Origin of the sequence: Corynebacterium sphenisci DSM 44792 (genome assembly GCF_001941505.1) — a bacterium.
GTDB lineage: Bacteria > Actinomycetota > Actinomycetes > Mycobacteriales > Mycobacteriaceae > Corynebacterium > Corynebacterium sphenisci.
On sequence record NZ_CP009248.1, the window covers coordinates 2,218,034 to 2,232,337 of the forward strand.

Here is a 14,304-nt window from a genome sequence, read left to right on the forward strand (position 1 = left end):
CGGGAAGGAGGCGCCGATGCCGATCCGGGACTGGCTGCGCGGGCCCCGGGCCACCGTGGACGTGGTCCGGGCGGCCGCCGCCCCGCTGCCCCTGGCCCCGATCGACTACACCGATCCGGACCAGGTCACCGACGTGCTGGACCTCGCCGCGCGGATCGGCGGGGAGCTGCTGGCCTGCGGCACCGGCAACCGGGACACCGAGGTGCAGCTCAAGGCGGTCACCGCCGCCTTCGGGCTGACCCGGGTGCAGGTGGACATCACCTTCACCTCGGTGACCGTCTACCACCTGATCGGCGCCCGCCGGCTGCCGGTGACCGCGCTGCGGGTGGTGGACTCCACCACCCTGGACTTCCACCGCCTGGAGCGGGTGGACTCCCTGCTGCGCCGGATCAGCGGCGGCACGGTGTGCCTGGCCGACGCCCTGGCCGAGATGGCCGAGATCGAGGGGGCCCCGCCGAAGCACCGGATGCGGGTGGTCTACTCCGGTTGGGCGATGATGGCCGCGGCGGTGTCGGTGCTGCTGGGCTCGAATCTGCCGGTGGCGGCGGTGACCATGGTGGTCACCCTGGCCATCGTCACCGCGATGGGCGCGCTGGCGCTGCGCGGGCTGCCCGCCTTCTTCCAGAACGCCGCCGGCGGGTTCATCGCCGCCACCGCCGCGGCCGCCGCCTTCGAGATCGCCGCCCAGCTGGGCTACGCGCTGCCGCCCTCGCGGGTGGTCGCCTCCGGGATCATCGTGATGCTCGCCGGGCTGACCCTGGTGCAGGCGCTGCAGGACGGGATGACCGGGGCCTCGGTGACCGGCTCCGCCCGCTTCTTCGACACCATGCTGCTCACCGGCGGGATCATCGGCGGGATCGCCTTCGGCTTCGAGCTCGCCGCCCTGGTCGGGATCACCCTGCCCACCCTGGACGCCGCCCCCGCCCCGGGCCTGGCCCAGGCCACGGTGAAGGTGGTGGCCGGGGTGATCGCCACGATGAGCTTCACCCTGGCCTGCCAGGGCGGCCGCCGGGCGGTGGCCGTCTCCGGGACGACCGCGCTGCTCGGCTCGATGCTCTACTACTACCTGCTGCTGCCGGTGGGCCTGGGCCCGGTGGCCGGGGCGGCGGTGGCGGCGACCGCGGTGGGCCTGGCCGGCGGCCTGCTCTCCCGCCGGGCGGCGATTCCGCCGCTGGTCACCGCGGTGGCCGGGATCACCCCCTTCCTGCCCGGCATGGCCATCTACCGGGGCCTGTACTCGATGCTGCACGAGCAGACCCTGATGGGCTTCACCGCCCTGGCCACCGCCCTGGCCACCGCCTCCGCACTGGCCGCGGGCATCGTGCTCGGCGAATGGGTGGCCCGGCAGCTGCGCCGGCCGCGGGTGCTCACCCGGGCCGGGGACATCATCCGGCCCCGGGTACGCCGCCGCCGGGATCCGGGCGCCGCGGCCCGCCGGGCCGCCCGCCGCGACGCCCGGGCCGCGGGCCGGCCCCGCGGGCCCCGGCACCGGCGCCACCGCGGCTGAGCCCGGCCCGCGCGGGCCGGGCCGGGTTCCGGCGGCGCTGGTACACTGGTGAAGTTGCACCGCAGCCCAACCAGGAGGATTCGTGCCGCCGAAGGTCACCGACACCCGCACCGCCCAGAACGAGGCCCTCGTCAAGGTCGAGGAACGCACCGCCGCGGGGGCGCGGAAGATCGTCGCGTCGCTGGCGGAGGACTTCCACGACTGCGTGACCCTGATGTGCATGCTCGGCGTGGAGCCGGAGGGCCTGGACTACCAGCGGGTGCACGCCGAATGGCTGGCGGAGAACGCCCCGAAGCCGGCGAAGCGCACCCGCAAGTCCACGAAGAAGACCGCCAAGCGGGCCACCAAGACCACCGCGAAGAAGACCACCGCGAAGAAGGCGGCGGCGAAGAAGACCACCGCCAAGAAGGCCACCGCCAAGAAGACGACCGCGAAGAAGACCGCCGCCAAGAAGGCCACCGCGAAGAAGACCGCCGCCACGAAGGCGTCCGCGAAGAAGACCGCCGAAGAGGCCTGAGATGGCTGAGCTGGTCGTCGTCGCCAACCGGCTCCCGGTCGCCCCGGCCACCGCCGCCGACGGCACCGTCACCTGGGAGGCCAGCCCCGGCGGGCTGGTCACCGCGCTGACCCCGGTGCTGCTCGCCCGGCGCGGCGCCTGGGTGGGCTGGCCCGGCACCCGCGCCGGGGTGGAGGGCGAACCGCAGGCCCCCGCCGAGATCGTCACCGAGGAGGGCCTGCACCTGCACCCGGTGGAGCTCGACGGCGACGACTACGAGCGCTTCTACGAGGGCTTCGCCAACGCCACCCTGTGGCCGCTGCTGCACGGGCTCATCGTCGCCCCCCGCTACGAGGGCGACTGGTGGGAGTCCTACCGGGAGGTCAACCACCGCTACGCGCTGGCCGCCGCCGAGCGCGCCGACCACGGCGCCACGGTGTGGGTGCAGGACTACCAGCTGATGCTGGTGCCCGGGATCCTGCGCCAGCTGCGCCCGGATCTCACCATCGGCTTCTTCCTGCACATCCCCTTCCCCGCCCCCGAGATCTTCCGCCAGCTGCCCTGGCGGGAGGAGGTGATCCGGGGCCTGCTCGGCGCGGACCTGGTGGGCTTCCACCTGGATTCCTGCGCGGACAACTTCCTGGAGCTGTGCCGCAACATCCCCGGCCACGGCTCCGCGCACACCGGGCTGCCGGACACCCTGGAGGTCACCGGGGCCTCCTCGGTGCGCCGGGCCACCGGGGCGGTCACCGCCCCGGACGGCCGCCGGGTGCGGGTGGGCTCCTTCCCCATCTCCATCGACTCGGCGAAGGTGATCGAGCGCGCCGGCCGGGCCGACGCCGCCCGGGTGCGCCGGCTCACCGGGGATCCGGCGGTGCTGCTCGCCGGGGTGGACCGGCTGGACTACACCAAGGGCATCCTGCGCCGCCTGGAGGCCTTCGAGGAGCTGCTGGCCACCGGGGCGCTGGACCCGGCGGAGACGGTGCTGGTGCAGGTGGCCACCCCCTCCCGGGAGCGGGTCGCCGACTACCGGCGGCTGCGCGCCGAGGTGGAGCACGCCGTCGGCCGGATCAACGGCCGCTTCGCCGAACTGGGCCGGCCGGTGATCCACTACATCCACCGCCCGGTGGCCTTCGACCGGCTCCTGGAGCTCTACCGGGCCGCGGACATCATGCTGGTCACCGCGCTGCGCGACGGGATGAACCTGGTGTGCAAGGAGTACGTGGCCTGCCACGGCGACGCCTCCGGGGCGCTGGTGCTCTCCGAGTTCACCGGGGCGGCCACCGAGCTCGACGGGGCGCACCTGTGCAACCCGCATGACATCGAGTCGGTCAAACGCGCGGTGATGGCCGCGGTGCACGCCGACCCGGCCGACGCCCGGGAGCGGATGGCCCGGATGCACGCCCAGGTCCGGGACCATGACGTGGACCTGTGGGCGGGGGCCTTCCTGGAGGAGCTGGCCGCCGCGCATGCCGGGGGAGGCCCCCGGTGAGCCGGCGCGGCACCGGCCTGCGCGCCGCCGCGGCGCTCGGCGCGCTCGCCCTGGCCGCCGCCGGCTGCGCCGGCGCGGATCCGGAGCCGGCGGCGCGCGGCACCGCCTGGCAGGTGACCGGGGTCTTCGACGATCCGGGGCTGCCCACCGGCCCGGCGGAGCCCGCCGGGGCCCCGGTGCTGGTGCTCGGCGCCAGCTCCTACACCGGCTCCTCGCCCTGCGGGGAGTTCTCCGGGGAGCTGGACTGGCCGAGCGATTCCCTGGTGCGGATCCGCCCGCCCCGGGTGGACGCCACCGCCCCGGCGGCCACCCCCTGCACGGACGCGATCCGGGTCTACGACCGGCGGCTGCGCACGGTGCTGCCCGGCACCCACGAGGTGCGGGTGCGCGGGGGCGAACTGCGCGCCACCGCGGTGCCCGCGGACGACGCCGACGACCCCGCCGCCGGGGCGGGCTTCGCCGCGGTGGCCGAACCGCCCCGCGCCGCGGACTGATTCCCCCCGCACCGCCCCGGCGGCCGCCGGGTCAGTCCCCCCGGCCGCCGTGGCGGTGCTCGCGGTGGTCCGGCTCGGGTTCCCCGGCCAGCCCGAAGGCGTGCTCCCCGCTGGCGGCCTCGCCGAGGCGGCGCTCCCGCTCGGGCAGCGGCTCCGCCGCGCCGGGGCGCGCCGCCGCGCCGCCCTTGGGCGGCTTGCGCCGGAAGTACACCCGGCGCCGGACGTGGGCGATCACCTCGCCCTCGTCGTCGACCACGTCGCAGCTGAACCAGCGCCGGTGCCCGCGGCTGTCGGCGCAGGCGGCCCGCACCTCCTCGATCGCCTCCGGGGGCATCTCGATGACCGCGCGGACGTCCCCGGTGCCGGGGCGCAGGTACTCGATGGCGCCCTCGACGTCCCAGACCACGTAGCCGGGGCCGAGCTGGTGCATCGCCAGCAGCATGAAGAAGGGGTCGGTCATCGCCTGCATGGTGCCGCCGAAGACCACGCCCACCCCGTTCTGGTTCCAGAAGCGGAAGCGGTGCTCCACCACCAGCCGGGTGCCGTCGTCGGCGGCCTCCACGATGCGCACCCCGGCGCCGAGGTACGGCGGCCACCAGCGCATCCATCGCTTCAGTCGTCTCGGGGGCCAGGCGGGCACGGCATCCTCCAGGGTCTCGTCGCGGCACCGGGGCGCGGGCGCCCCGGCCGGTTGCCGACACCCTAGTCGCCGCCGCCGACCGGCGGGGGGTAGAACCGGGGAATGCGCGTTTTCATAGGTCAGGATCCCTCCCCCCGCATCGCCGCGGCGCTCGCCGCCGACGGCGCCGAGCTGGTCGACGACCTCGACTCGGCGGAGGCGCTCGTCTACACCACGGAATTCCCGGACTCCCCGGACGGCTCGGGGCTGCCGGCGCTGCCCGAGGCGGTGCGCTGGGTGCAGTTCTGCCAGGCGGGGGTGGAGCCCTTCGCGGCGCGGATCGCCGCCGAGCCGGAGCGCCGCTGGACCAACGCGGCCGGGGCCTTCGGGCTGCAGGTCGCCGAATCGGCGCTGGCGCTGCTGCTGTCGGTGCTGCACATGCACCCCACCACGGTGCGCGCCGGCTCCTGGTCCGCGCAGCCGGCGATGGACGCCGGCACCCGCTGGCTGGATGGGGCCCGGGTGCTGGTGCTCGGCGCCGGCGGGATCGGGGCGCGGCTGATCCCGGCGCTGCGGGCGCTGGGCGCGGAGGCGATCGCGGTGACCCGCTCCGGCCGGGAGGTGCCCGGGGCGCGGCGCAGCGCCGCCTTCGCCGAGCTGGACCGGCTGTGGGCGGAGGCGGACCACCTGGTGGTGTGCTGCCCGCTCACCGAGGACACCCGGGGGCTGGTGAACGCCGCCGCGCTGGCCCGGCTGCGCCCCGGCGCGGTGGTGGTGAACGTCGCCCGCGGCCCGGTGGTGGACACCGCCGCCCTGGTCGACGCCCTGGACTCCGGCCGGCTCGGCGGGGCCGGGCTCGACGTCACCGATCCGGAGCCGCTGCCGGACGGGCATCCGCTGTGGGCGATGCCGAATGTGCTGATCACCCCGCACACCGCGAACACCCGGGCCTCCACGGACGCGCTGCTGGCCCCGCTGGTGGCGGAGAACCACCGGCGGCTGCGCACCGGCCGGGAGCCGCTGACCGGGGTGCGCCCGGGCCGGGGCTACTGAGCCGGGGCGGCCCTCAGACGCTGGGCCGCTGCCGGGAGAGCTGGTCGGCGGGGGCGTCCCGGCCGGCGGCGGCCAGGCCCGCGTAGGAGCCGCGGTGGTAGACCAGCGGTTTGGCCTTCTCCCGGTGGCCCAGGTCCCGGATCCGGCCCACCGCGATGTGGTGGTCGCCGCCGTCGTGCACCGCGATCAGCTCGCAGTCGATCCAGATCACGCAGCCGTGCAGCACCGGGTTGCCCAGCGGGGAGGTCGCCCAGGTGCCGTGCGCGAACTTGTCCGCGCCGCGGCGGCCGAAGGCCTCGGACAGCGGCCGCTGCTCCTCGGCGAGCACGTTCACCGCGAAGCGGCCGGTCTCGGCGATCCGCGGCCAGGTCCGGGAGCTGCGCATCACCGTGAACAGCACCAGCGGCGGGTCCAGGCTCAGCGAGGAGAAGGACTGGCAGGCGAACCCGGCGGGGCCGTGCTCGTCGGCGGTGGTGACCAGGGACACCCCGGTGGCGAATTCGCCCAGCGCCCGGCGGATGTGCAGCTCGTCCAGGCGCGGCACCGTCGCCGGCAGCTCATGGGCGGCGTGCGCCCGGTTCGCGTGCTCTCCCGTGTCGTCGTCGGCCATGCCGGGCATGGTACCCCCCGCCCCCGCGGGGCCGCCCCGGGGCGGTCGCGGCGGCGGCTATCGTGGGCGGGGTGAGCCCCGCGACGGAACCCGAGACCCTCGCCGCGGCGATGGCCGACATCGCCGCCGCCGAGCGGCTGCTGCTCGCCCTCGACTTCGACGGCACCCTCGCCGAGCTCGTCGACGATCCGCTGGCCGCCCGGCCCCGGCCGGGCACGGTGGCGCTGCTCGACGACATCTCCGCGCTGCCCGGCACGGAGGTGATGCTGCTCTCCGGCCGGCAGCTCAAGGAGCTGCGCTACGTCGCCCAGATGGGCCCCCGGGTGCGCCTGGTGGGCAGCCACGGCGCGGAACCGGAGGAGGGCCTGGCCCTGGATGCGGCGGAGTCGGCGCTGCTGGAGGCGATCGACCTGCGCTGGGGGCAGCTGGTCGCCGATCCGGCGTCGGCGGGCGCCCGGGTGGAGCGCAAGCCCGCCGGGCGGGTGCTGCACGTGCGGGGCGTGGAGGATCCGGTGCGCCGGGCCCGGGTGCTGGACCGCGGGCACTCCTTCGTCCGCGCCATCGCCGGCCTGCACGTCACCCCGGGCAAGGACGTGCTGGAGGTCACCGTGCTGGACGTGACCAAGGGCAGCTTCCTCGACGCCGCCCGGCGGCCCGGGCAGCGGGTGCTCTTCATCGGCGATGACGTCACCGACGAGACCGCGCTGCGGGTGCTGCGCCGCGGGGACGTGGGCGTGAAGGTCGGCTCCGAGCTGGACGGGCCCACCGCAGCCCGGTTCCGGGTGCCCAACCCCACCGCGGTGACCCGGCTGCTCGCCGAGCTGGTCGCCGCCCGCGGCCGCGCCCTCGGCGGCTGAGCCGCCCCCGCCGGCCGCGGCGGCGCTACCGCCCCGCCGCCGCCTCGGGCCGCGGCGGGGCCACGGTGCCGCCGGGCTCGAGGCGGGTGTCCAGGATCACCCGGCGGGGTCCCCCGGCGAACAGGGCCCGGCCGGCGGCGCGGCCCTTCTCCCGGTTCGGCTGCACGATGGTGGTGAGGTTCGCCGCCCGGGCCAGCTCGATGCCGTCGAAGCCGGTGACGGAGAGCTCCTCGGGCACCCGGATGCCGCGGGCGGCGGCGGCGCGCAGCACCGCCAGCGCCTGGGTGTCGGTGGTGCACACCACGGCGGTGAGCCCGGGGTGGGCGTCGAGCAGCTCCGCGGCGGCGGAGTCGTTGGCCGCCGGGTTGTTCAGGTGCCGGCCGATGATCGGCACCGCGTCCGGGTCCACCCCGCCGGCGGCGAGCTCCGCGAGCGCCCCCTCGATCCGGAAGCGCTGCACATGGTGGTGCGCCTCGGCGAGGTCCCGGCGGTGCACCGGGCCGTCGCGCTGGGTGCGGGAGAGCCGCACCGAGAGGATCCCGACCCGGCGGTGGCCCAGCTCCACCAGGCGGCGCACCGCCGGCCGGATCGCGGCCCGGTCGTCGATGCCGACGAAGGGCAGCCCCGCCCGGTCGGTGGGCTGGTCGCAGATCACCGTGGGCAGCCCGCGGCGGGCCACGATGTCCAGGAAGGGATCGTCGTCGGCGACGGAGTAGACCACCATGGAGTCCACCGCCGCGCCCCGGATCAGGTCCGCCCCGGCCTCGCCCGCCCCGGAGGAGGCGGGGATCACCAGCAGGCTGGATTCCCGGGCCCCGCATTCGGCGGCCAGCCCGGCGAGGAAGTCCACGCTGGCGGTGTCCTCGAAGGCGAAGGAGAGCTCCTCGGTGAAGAGCACCCCCACCGCCCCGGCGCGGCGGGTGCGCAGGTTGCGGGCCATCGGGTCGGGCCCGGGGTAGCCCTGCCGGCGGGCCACGGCGAGGATGTGCTCGCGCAGTTCCGGGGAGAGCTGGCCGGGCCGGTTGTACGCGTTGGAGACGGTGGTGCGGGAGACGCCGACCTCGGCGGCGATGGACGCCAGGGTGCCGCGGGCGCGGCGGCGGGGGGCATCGGTCACGCCCCCGAATCTACCCGGCCCGGCGCGGGCGCGGCCCGCCCCGGACCGGCCCTGCCGCAATTGACAACCGTTTTCATGCGGTGGTTAGGTGTGCACCATGAGCACCCGCACCCCCGCCCGAGACCGCGGCCGCGCCCTGCGCGCGGCCGCCGCCGCCCTCGCCGCCGCCGCCCTGGCCGCCTGCTCCGCGCAGGGCTCGGTCACCGCCGGCGGGGACCGCGGGCCCGCCCCGGAGGACGCCGAGCTGAGCATCGTCGCCTCCACCAAGGTCTGGTCCGACATCGCCGCCCACGTCGTCGACGACGACCGGGTGGCGATCACCGCGATCATCGCCGGCAATGACGCCGACCCGCACTCCTACGAGCCCACCGCCGCGGACATGGCCCTGGTGGAGGACGCCGACGTGCTGCTCGCCGGCGGCGGCCACTACGACGTGTGGCTGACCCGCGCCGCCGGGGACACCGGCGCCACCGTGGTCTCCGCGCTCGACGGCGGGGACCGCGACGGCCACGACCACGACGACCATGACCACGGCCACGACCAGGATCATGATGGCGCCACCGGGGGGCACGCCGACCACGGCCACGGGGCCGGGGGGCACCACCACGACGGCGAGGTCAACGAGCACATCTGGTACGACCTGGACGCCCTGGCCCGGGTCGGCGCGGAGCTGGAGCGCGTGGTCGACGGGGAGATGGACGACCCGGACGCCGCCGACGCCGCCGATCTGGAGGAGCGGATCGCGGAGATCCGGGAGGCCAAGGAGGACGTGGGCGGGCTGCGGGTGGCGCAGACCCACCCGATCGCCGACGGGATCCTGGAGGGCACCGCGATGCGCGAGGTCACCCCGGCGGGCTTCCGCTCCTCCGGGCTCAGCGAATCCACCCCCGCGGCGGCGGATGTCAACGCCATGCTGCGGCTCATCGAATCCGGGGATCTCGATGTCCTGGTGGACGCCCCGCAGACCGCCGACCAGGTCGCCAAGCGGCTGGTCGACGCCGCCCACGCCGCCGGGGTGCCGGTGATCGAGGTGTGGGAGTCGCCCTCCGCCGAGGAGGACTTCCTGGATCTGTACCGGCGCACCGTCGACGAGTTCGCCGGGATCGGCTGAGGCGTGCTGCGCTTCACCGGCGCCGCGGCGGAGCCGCTGTGGCGCGATCTCGACCTGGAGGTGCCCGCCGGGGGCTTCCTCGCCGTGGTCGGCCCCAACGGCTGCGGCAAATCCACCCTGCTCGCCTGCGCCCTGGGCACCCGCGCGCTCAGCCGCGGCAGCGTGCTCGCCGAGGGCCCGGTGGGCTGGATCCCGCAGCAGCGGATGTTCCCCCGGGATCTGCCGATGCGGGTGCGCGATCTGGTCTCCCTCGCCGCCGGCCGCGCCGGCCGGGACCGGGTCCGGGTGACCCGGGCGCTGGCCGAGGTCGGCGCCGCCGGCCTGGCCGACCGCCGGGTGGGCACCCTGTCCGGGGGCCAGCAGCAGCTGGTCCGGCAGGCCCAGGCCCTGGTGCGCGAACCCCGGCTGATCCTCGCCGATGAGCCGCTGCTCAGCCTCGACGCCGCCGCGCAGCGGGCCACCATGGGCCGGCTGGCCGCCTGCCGGGACGCCGGGGCGGCGGTGGTGCTGGTCACCCATGCGGTGGCCCCGGTGCTCGGCGTCGCCGACCGGGTGCTGCACCTGGGCCGCGGCGGGCACCGGCTGGGCCCGCCGGAGGAGATCCTCGACCCGGCGACGCTCGCCGGGCTCGGCGTGGCCGAGCCGGCCGCCGCGGATCCGGGGGTGCGGCCATGATCGCGACCACCCTGGATCTGCTCGGGGTCGGCTTCGTGCAGTCGGCGCTGCTGGCCGCCGCCCTGCTCGGCGTGGTCTCCGGGGTCGTCGCCCCGCTGGTGGTGATGCGCCGGATGAGCTTCACCGTGCACGGCACCTCCGAACTGGCCCTGATGGGCGCCTCCGCGGCGCTGCTCCTCGGGTTCCACGTCGGCGCCGGGGCGGTGGCCGGCTCGGTGCTCGCCGCGGTGGTGCTCGCCCTGCTCGGCGGCCGCGGCCGCGATGATGCGGTGGTGGGCGTGGTGCTGGGCTTCGGCCTGGGCCTGTCGGTGCTGTTCATCCACCTCTACCCGGGGCGCACCTCCACCGCCTTCGCGCTGCTCACCGGGCAGATCGTCGGCCTGACCTCCGCCTCGGTGCAGCTGCTCGCCCTCGTCGCGGTGGCGGTGGTGGCCACGGTGGCGCTGCTCCGGCGGCCGCTGCTCTTCGCCTCCGCGGACCCGGCGATGGCCGAGGCCTGCGGGGTGCCGGTGCGCTCCATCGCGGTGGTCTTCGCGGTGCTGGTCGGGCTCACCGCCGCCCAGGGGGTGCAGATCGTCGGGGCGCTGCTCATCACCAGCCTGCTCATCACCCCGGGCGCGGCCGCGGTGCGGGTGACCTCCTCGCCCACCCGGGCGCTGGTGCTCTCGGTGGTCTTCGCCGAGCTCGCCGCGGTCGGCGGGGTGCTGCTCTCCCTGGCCCCGGGGGTGCCGGTGAGCGTGTTCGTCACCGCCATCTCCTTCGCCATCTACCTGGTGTGCCGGGCGGTGGCGGCGGTGCGCGATCGCCGGCTGGAGGCCGCCCCGGCGGCGGATCCGGCGGCGGGGGCCGCCGGGCGGGCCGCGCCCTAGCGGGATCGGGTGCGGCCGCGGCCGGATTCGCGTCGCAGAACGGATCCGGCCGCGGCCGTGGCGGCCCACCCGGGGGCGGCCGCACGATCGGTAGTTTAGCGTGGCCGTGCCGGATATGGGCGGCCTTGGTGTTCGGTGCGCCGAACCCGGCCCCCGAGCCGGGGCCGAAACCGCCGCCGGGGGGCGGGGTCAGAAATTGCGCACCAGCACCTCGTCGACCTTGCCGCGGCGGGCCGCGTTGGCGTTGATCGCCCGCGGGGCCTGCACGATCTCCACCCGGTAGTCCGCGTAGAGCTCCCGGATGAACCCGGTCGCCGCATTGGAGAGCAGGAACCGCGCCCCGCGGGCGTCGAGCTCCGCGCAGACCTCCCGCAGCCGGCTCTGCTCGGCGCGGCCGAAGCCGGCGGCGGCGTAGCCGGTGAAGTTCGCGGTGTCGCTGACCACGTCATAGGGCGGGTCCAGGTAGACGAAGTCGCCGCGGCCGGCGGCCGCGCAGGTCTGCTCGAACCCGGCCACCGCCAGCTCAACCCCGGCGCCGACGAGGTAGTCGTGGGCGGCGCGCAACCCGGCCTCGTTGACGATGTTGGGGTTGCGGTAGCGCCCGTAGGGCACGTTGAAGTGCCCGGCCCGGTTCACCCGGTGCAGCCCGTTGAAGCAGGTCTTGTTGAGGTAGAGCAGCCGGGCCGCGCGGGTCACCGGGTCCACCCCGGCCCAGTCGGGCCCGCGGTCCATCGCGCGCACCGCGTAGTAGTGCTCCGGGGAATGCGCCGCGGCATGCCCGCGCAGCGCCGCGAGCAGCGCCGGCAGCTCATCGCGGACCACGGCGAGCATCCCGATCAGCTCGGCGTTGACGTCGCCGGCGCGGGCCCGGGCGGGCTGCAGATCCAGCAGCACCGCGCCGCCGCCGAGGAAGGGCTCGTGGTAGACGCCGAGGCGCTCCGGGATCCGGGCGCGGATCTCCGGCAGCAGGCGGCGCTTGCCGCCGGCCCATTTCAGGACCGGGGCGGCCACTAGCCCCGCGCCCGGCGCTGCCGGGCGAACTCGGCCAGGGTCACCCCCGCCGCCACCGCGGCGTTGAGCGACTCCACGCCCGCGCCGATCGGGATGGACACGATGGTGTCGCAGGTCTCCCGCACCAGCCGGGACAGGCCCTTGCCCTCGGAGCCGACGACCACCACGGTCGGCGTGGTGCCGTCGTAGTCGTCGAGCACCACGTCCGCGCCGGCGTCCAGGCCGATCACCTGGTAGCCGGCCTGCTGCAGCTGCTTGAGCGCGCGCACCATGTTCGTCGCCCGGGCCACCGGCACCCGCGCCGCCGCCCCGGCGGAGGTGCGCCAGGTCACCGCGGTCACCGAGGCCGAGCGCCGCGCCGGGATGACCACCCCGTGCCCGCCGAAGGCGGCGGTGGAGCGGATCACCGCGCCGAGGTTGCGCGGATCGGTGATGTTGTCCAGGCAGACGATGAGCCCCGGGGCGCCGGAGGCGCCGGCCCGGTCCAGCAGATCCGCGACCTCGGCGTAGCGGTAGGGCGGGATCTGCAGCCCGATGCCCTGGTGCTGGGGGGAGCCGGTCATCTGGTCGAGCTCATGGCGGGGCACCTCGTTGACGGCGATCCCGCGGTCCCCGCACACCCGCACCGCCTCGGTGAGCCGCTCGTCGTTGTCGGTGCCCAGGGCCACGAACAGCTGCGCCGCGGGCACCTTCGCGCGCAGGCACTCCACGACCGGGTTGCGGCCGACCACCAGCTCCGGGCCCTCCGCTTTGACGTGCCGGCCCTGGTCGCGGCGGCGCCGCTCCTGCTTGCGCTGGTGCGCCTTGTGGTAGACCCGGTCCTCCGCCTTGGGGGTGGGCCCGCGCCCGTCCAGGCCGCGGGGCCGGCCCTTGGCCCGGTCCGGGCGGGCCGCGGAGCCCTTGCCGGGCCCGCCGGCCCGTCCGGGTCGGGGGTTCTTGCGCGCCATCTAGTCCTCCTCGGCGGTCAGGGACCACTGCGGGCCCTCGGGGGTGTCGGTGACCGTCACGCCGGCGGCGGCGAGCCGGTCGCGCACCGCGTCCGCGGTGGCGAAATCGCGCTCCGCGCGGGCGGTGGCGCGCAGCGCGAGCTGCTCGGCGATGAGCGACTCCAGGGCGGCCCGCGCCGCGGCGGCCCCCCGGTCGGCGCCGGCGCCGGCGCCGCCGGACCACTGCGCCGACTGCGGGTCCACGCCGAGGACCGCGGTCATCGCGCGCACCGCCGCGGCGATCCGCCGGGCGGCGGCGTCGTCGCCGGCGGCCAGGGCCCGGTTGCCCTCGCGCACCGCGCCGTGGATCTCCGCCAGCGCCCGCGGCACCGCCAGGTCCTCGTCCATCGCGGCGGTGAACGCCGCCGGGAGCTCCCCGGGGTCCACCGCGCCGACCCGGTCCAGGAAGGACTCGATCCGCCGGTAGCCGGCGGCGGCCTCGCGCAGCGCCTCCTCGGAGTACTCCAGCACCGAGCGGTAGTGCGCGCTGCCCAGGTAGTAGCGCAGCTCCACCGGGCGCACCAGCTCCAGCATCCGGTCCACGGAGAGCACGTTGCCCAGGGATTTGCTCATCTTCTCCCCGGCCATGGTCACCCAGTGGTTGTGCATCCAGTACCGGGCGAAGCCGTCGCCGGCGGCGTGCGATTGCGCGATCTCGTTCTCGTGATGCGGGAACTGCAGGTCCAGCCCGCCGCAGTGGATGTCGAATTCGGCGCCCAGGTAGTAGGTGGCCATCGCCGAGCACTCCAGGTGCCAGCCGGGCCGGCCCGGCCCCCAGGGGGTGTCCCAGGCCGGCTCCCCGGGCCGGGCGGCCTTCCACAGCGCGAAGTCGTGGGCCCCGCGCTTGCCGCGGGCATCGGGTTCGCCCTGCTCCATCTCGGCGACCCGGTTGCCGGAGAGCGAGCCGTAGTCCCCGCCGGCGGAGCCCGCCCAGGCGTCCACGTCGAACCACACCGAGCCCTCGGCGGGGTAGGCGAAGCCGGCGTCGATGAGCCGGCGCATGTAGGTGATCATCTGCGGGACGTGCCCGGTGGCCCGGGGCTCCACGGAGGGCGGCAGCACGCCGAGCAGATCGTAGGCGCGGGTGAACTCGCGTTCGTGGGTGGCCGCCCACTCCCACCAGGGCCGGCCGTGCTCGGCGGCCTTGACCAGGATCTTGTCGTCGATGTCGGTGACGTTGCGCACGAAGGCGACGTCGTAGCCCTTGGCGCTGAGCCACCGGCGCAGCACGTCGAAGGCGACCCCGGAGCGCAGGTGGCCGATATGCGGGATGGTCTGCGGGGTGGCCCCGCACAGGTACACCGAGGCCCGGCCGGGCCGCACCGGGGTGAATTCGCGCAGGCTGCGGGTGGCGGTGTCGTGGATGCGGAAGGTCACGTCCCCGAGCATAGCGGGCGCGCCGGCGGC

General features: G+C 76.0%; 15 protein-coding genes. 9 read left to right on the plus strand and 6 right to left on the minus strand.

The genetic code is table 11. The features are described 5' to 3' along the window. Positions 1-16: 16 nt before the first annotated feature. The 4 genes from thrE to CSPHI_RS10165 all read left to right on the plus strand — a co-directional run bounded on the left by thrE (position 17) and on the right by CSPHI_RS10165 (position 3,989). Entirely contained in the window at positions 17-1,507 is a 1,491-nt protein-coding gene (gene thrE / locus CSPHI_RS12715; RefSeq protein ID WP_075692996.1) for a threonine/serine exporter ThrE, read from the plus strand. A gap of 82 nt (positions 1,508-1,589) precedes the next feature. Beyond that, a complete protein-coding gene (locus CSPHI_RS10155) occupies positions 1,590-2,024 on the plus strand; it encodes a hypothetical protein (RefSeq protein WP_075692998.1) in 435 nt (144 codons plus the stop codon). A gap of 1 nt (position 2,025) precedes the next feature. Next, a complete protein-coding gene (locus CSPHI_RS10160) occupies positions 2,026-3,495 on the plus strand; it encodes an alpha,alpha-trehalose-phosphate synthase (UDP-forming) (protein ID WP_075692999.1) in 1,470 nt (489 codons plus the stop codon). Beyond that, entirely contained in the window at positions 3,492-3,989 is a 498-nt protein-coding gene (locus CSPHI_RS10165) for an META domain-containing protein (protein ID WP_075693001.1), read from the plus strand. The genes CSPHI_RS10160 and CSPHI_RS10165 overlap by 4 nt, the downstream gene beginning before the upstream one ends. Positions 3,990-4,020: 31 nt before the next feature. Here CSPHI_RS10165 and CSPHI_RS10170 read toward each other — a convergent pair whose 3' ends face one another. Continuing rightward, the gene (locus tag CSPHI_RS10170) at positions 4,021-4,593 is read right to left on the minus strand and encodes a DUF4442 domain-containing protein (RefSeq protein ID WP_075693003.1); all 573 of its coding nucleotides are present in this window, start codon (positions 4,591-4,593) and stop codon (positions 4,021-4,023) included. Between the two features lie 138 nt (positions 4,594-4,731). Here CSPHI_RS10170 and CSPHI_RS10175 point away from each other — a divergent pair, with 138 nt between their 5' ends. After that, a complete protein-coding gene (locus CSPHI_RS10175; protein WP_075693005.1) occupies positions 4,732-5,661 on the plus strand; it encodes a D-isomer specific 2-hydroxyacid dehydrogenase family protein in 930 nt (309 codons plus the stop codon). Positions 5,662-5,674: 13 nt separating this feature from the next. On the opposite strand, the gene CSPHI_RS10180 is transcribed toward CSPHI_RS10175, so the two are convergent. Further along, positions 5,675-6,271: a flavin reductase family protein gene (locus tag CSPHI_RS10180; protein ID WP_084210374.1), complete on the minus strand. Its 597-nt coding sequence runs from the start codon at positions 6,269-6,271 to the stop codon at positions 5,675-5,677. A gap of 71 nt (positions 6,272-6,342) precedes the next feature. On the opposite strand from CSPHI_RS10180, the gene otsB reads away from it, so the two are divergent. Next, positions 6,343-7,128 carry a trehalose-phosphatase gene (otsB, locus tag CSPHI_RS10185; RefSeq protein ID WP_211274665.1) on the plus strand — a complete coding sequence of 262 codons (786 nt, stop codon included), beginning with the start codon at positions 6,343-6,345 and terminating at the stop codon, positions 7,126-7,128. Between the two features lie 25 nt (positions 7,129-7,153). On the opposite strand, the gene CSPHI_RS10190 is transcribed toward otsB, so the two are convergent. Beyond that, the gene (locus CSPHI_RS10190; protein WP_075693007.1) at positions 7,154-8,245 is read right to left on the minus strand and encodes a LacI family DNA-binding transcriptional regulator; all 1,092 of its coding nucleotides are present in this window, start codon (positions 8,243-8,245) and stop codon (positions 7,154-7,156) included. A gap of 97 nt (positions 8,246-8,342) precedes the next feature. Here CSPHI_RS10190 and CSPHI_RS10195 point away from each other — a divergent pair, with 97 nt between their 5' ends. From CSPHI_RS10195 to CSPHI_RS10205, 3 genes are read left to right on the plus strand one after another with little or no spacing between them, the layout of a single operon-like run. Then, positions 8,343-9,356: a metal ABC transporter solute-binding protein, Zn/Mn family gene (locus CSPHI_RS10195; protein ID WP_075693009.1), complete on the plus strand. Its 1,014-nt coding sequence runs from the start codon at positions 8,343-8,345 to the stop codon at positions 9,354-9,356. Positions 9,357-9,359: 3 nt separating this feature from the next. Then, on the plus strand, positions 9,360-10,031 hold the full coding sequence (locus CSPHI_RS10200) for a metal ABC transporter ATP-binding protein (protein WP_075693011.1): 672 nt from the start codon (positions 9,360-9,362) through the stop codon (positions 10,029-10,031). Continuing rightward, the gene (locus CSPHI_RS10205) at positions 10,028-10,900 is read left to right on the plus strand and encodes a metal ABC transporter permease (RefSeq protein WP_075693012.1); all 873 of its coding nucleotides are present in this window, start codon (positions 10,028-10,030) and stop codon (positions 10,898-10,900) included. Before CSPHI_RS10200 ends, CSPHI_RS10205 begins: the two co-directional genes overlap by 4 nt. 189 nt (positions 10,901-11,089) lie before the next feature. Here the strand turns inward: CSPHI_RS10205 and CSPHI_RS10210 are convergent, their stop codons facing one another. From CSPHI_RS10210 to cysS, 3 genes are read right to left on the minus strand one after another with little or no spacing between them, the layout of a single operon-like run. Further along, positions 11,090-11,911 carry a DNA adenine methylase gene (locus CSPHI_RS10210; protein ID WP_075693014.1) on the minus strand — a complete coding sequence of 274 codons (822 nt, stop codon included), beginning with the start codon at positions 11,909-11,911 and terminating at the stop codon, positions 11,090-11,092. Next, on the minus strand, positions 11,911-12,858 hold the full coding sequence (gene rlmB / locus CSPHI_RS10215; protein WP_075693016.1) for a 23S rRNA (guanosine(2251)-2'-O)-methyltransferase RlmB: 948 nt from the start codon (positions 12,856-12,858) through the stop codon (positions 11,911-11,913). The genes CSPHI_RS10210 and rlmB overlap by 1 nt, the downstream gene beginning before the upstream one ends. Next, a complete protein-coding gene (gene cysS / locus CSPHI_RS10220) occupies positions 12,859-14,274 on the minus strand; it encodes a cysteine--tRNA ligase (RefSeq protein WP_075693018.1) in 1,416 nt (471 codons plus the stop codon). Positions 14,275-14,304: the final 30 nt, after the last annotated feature.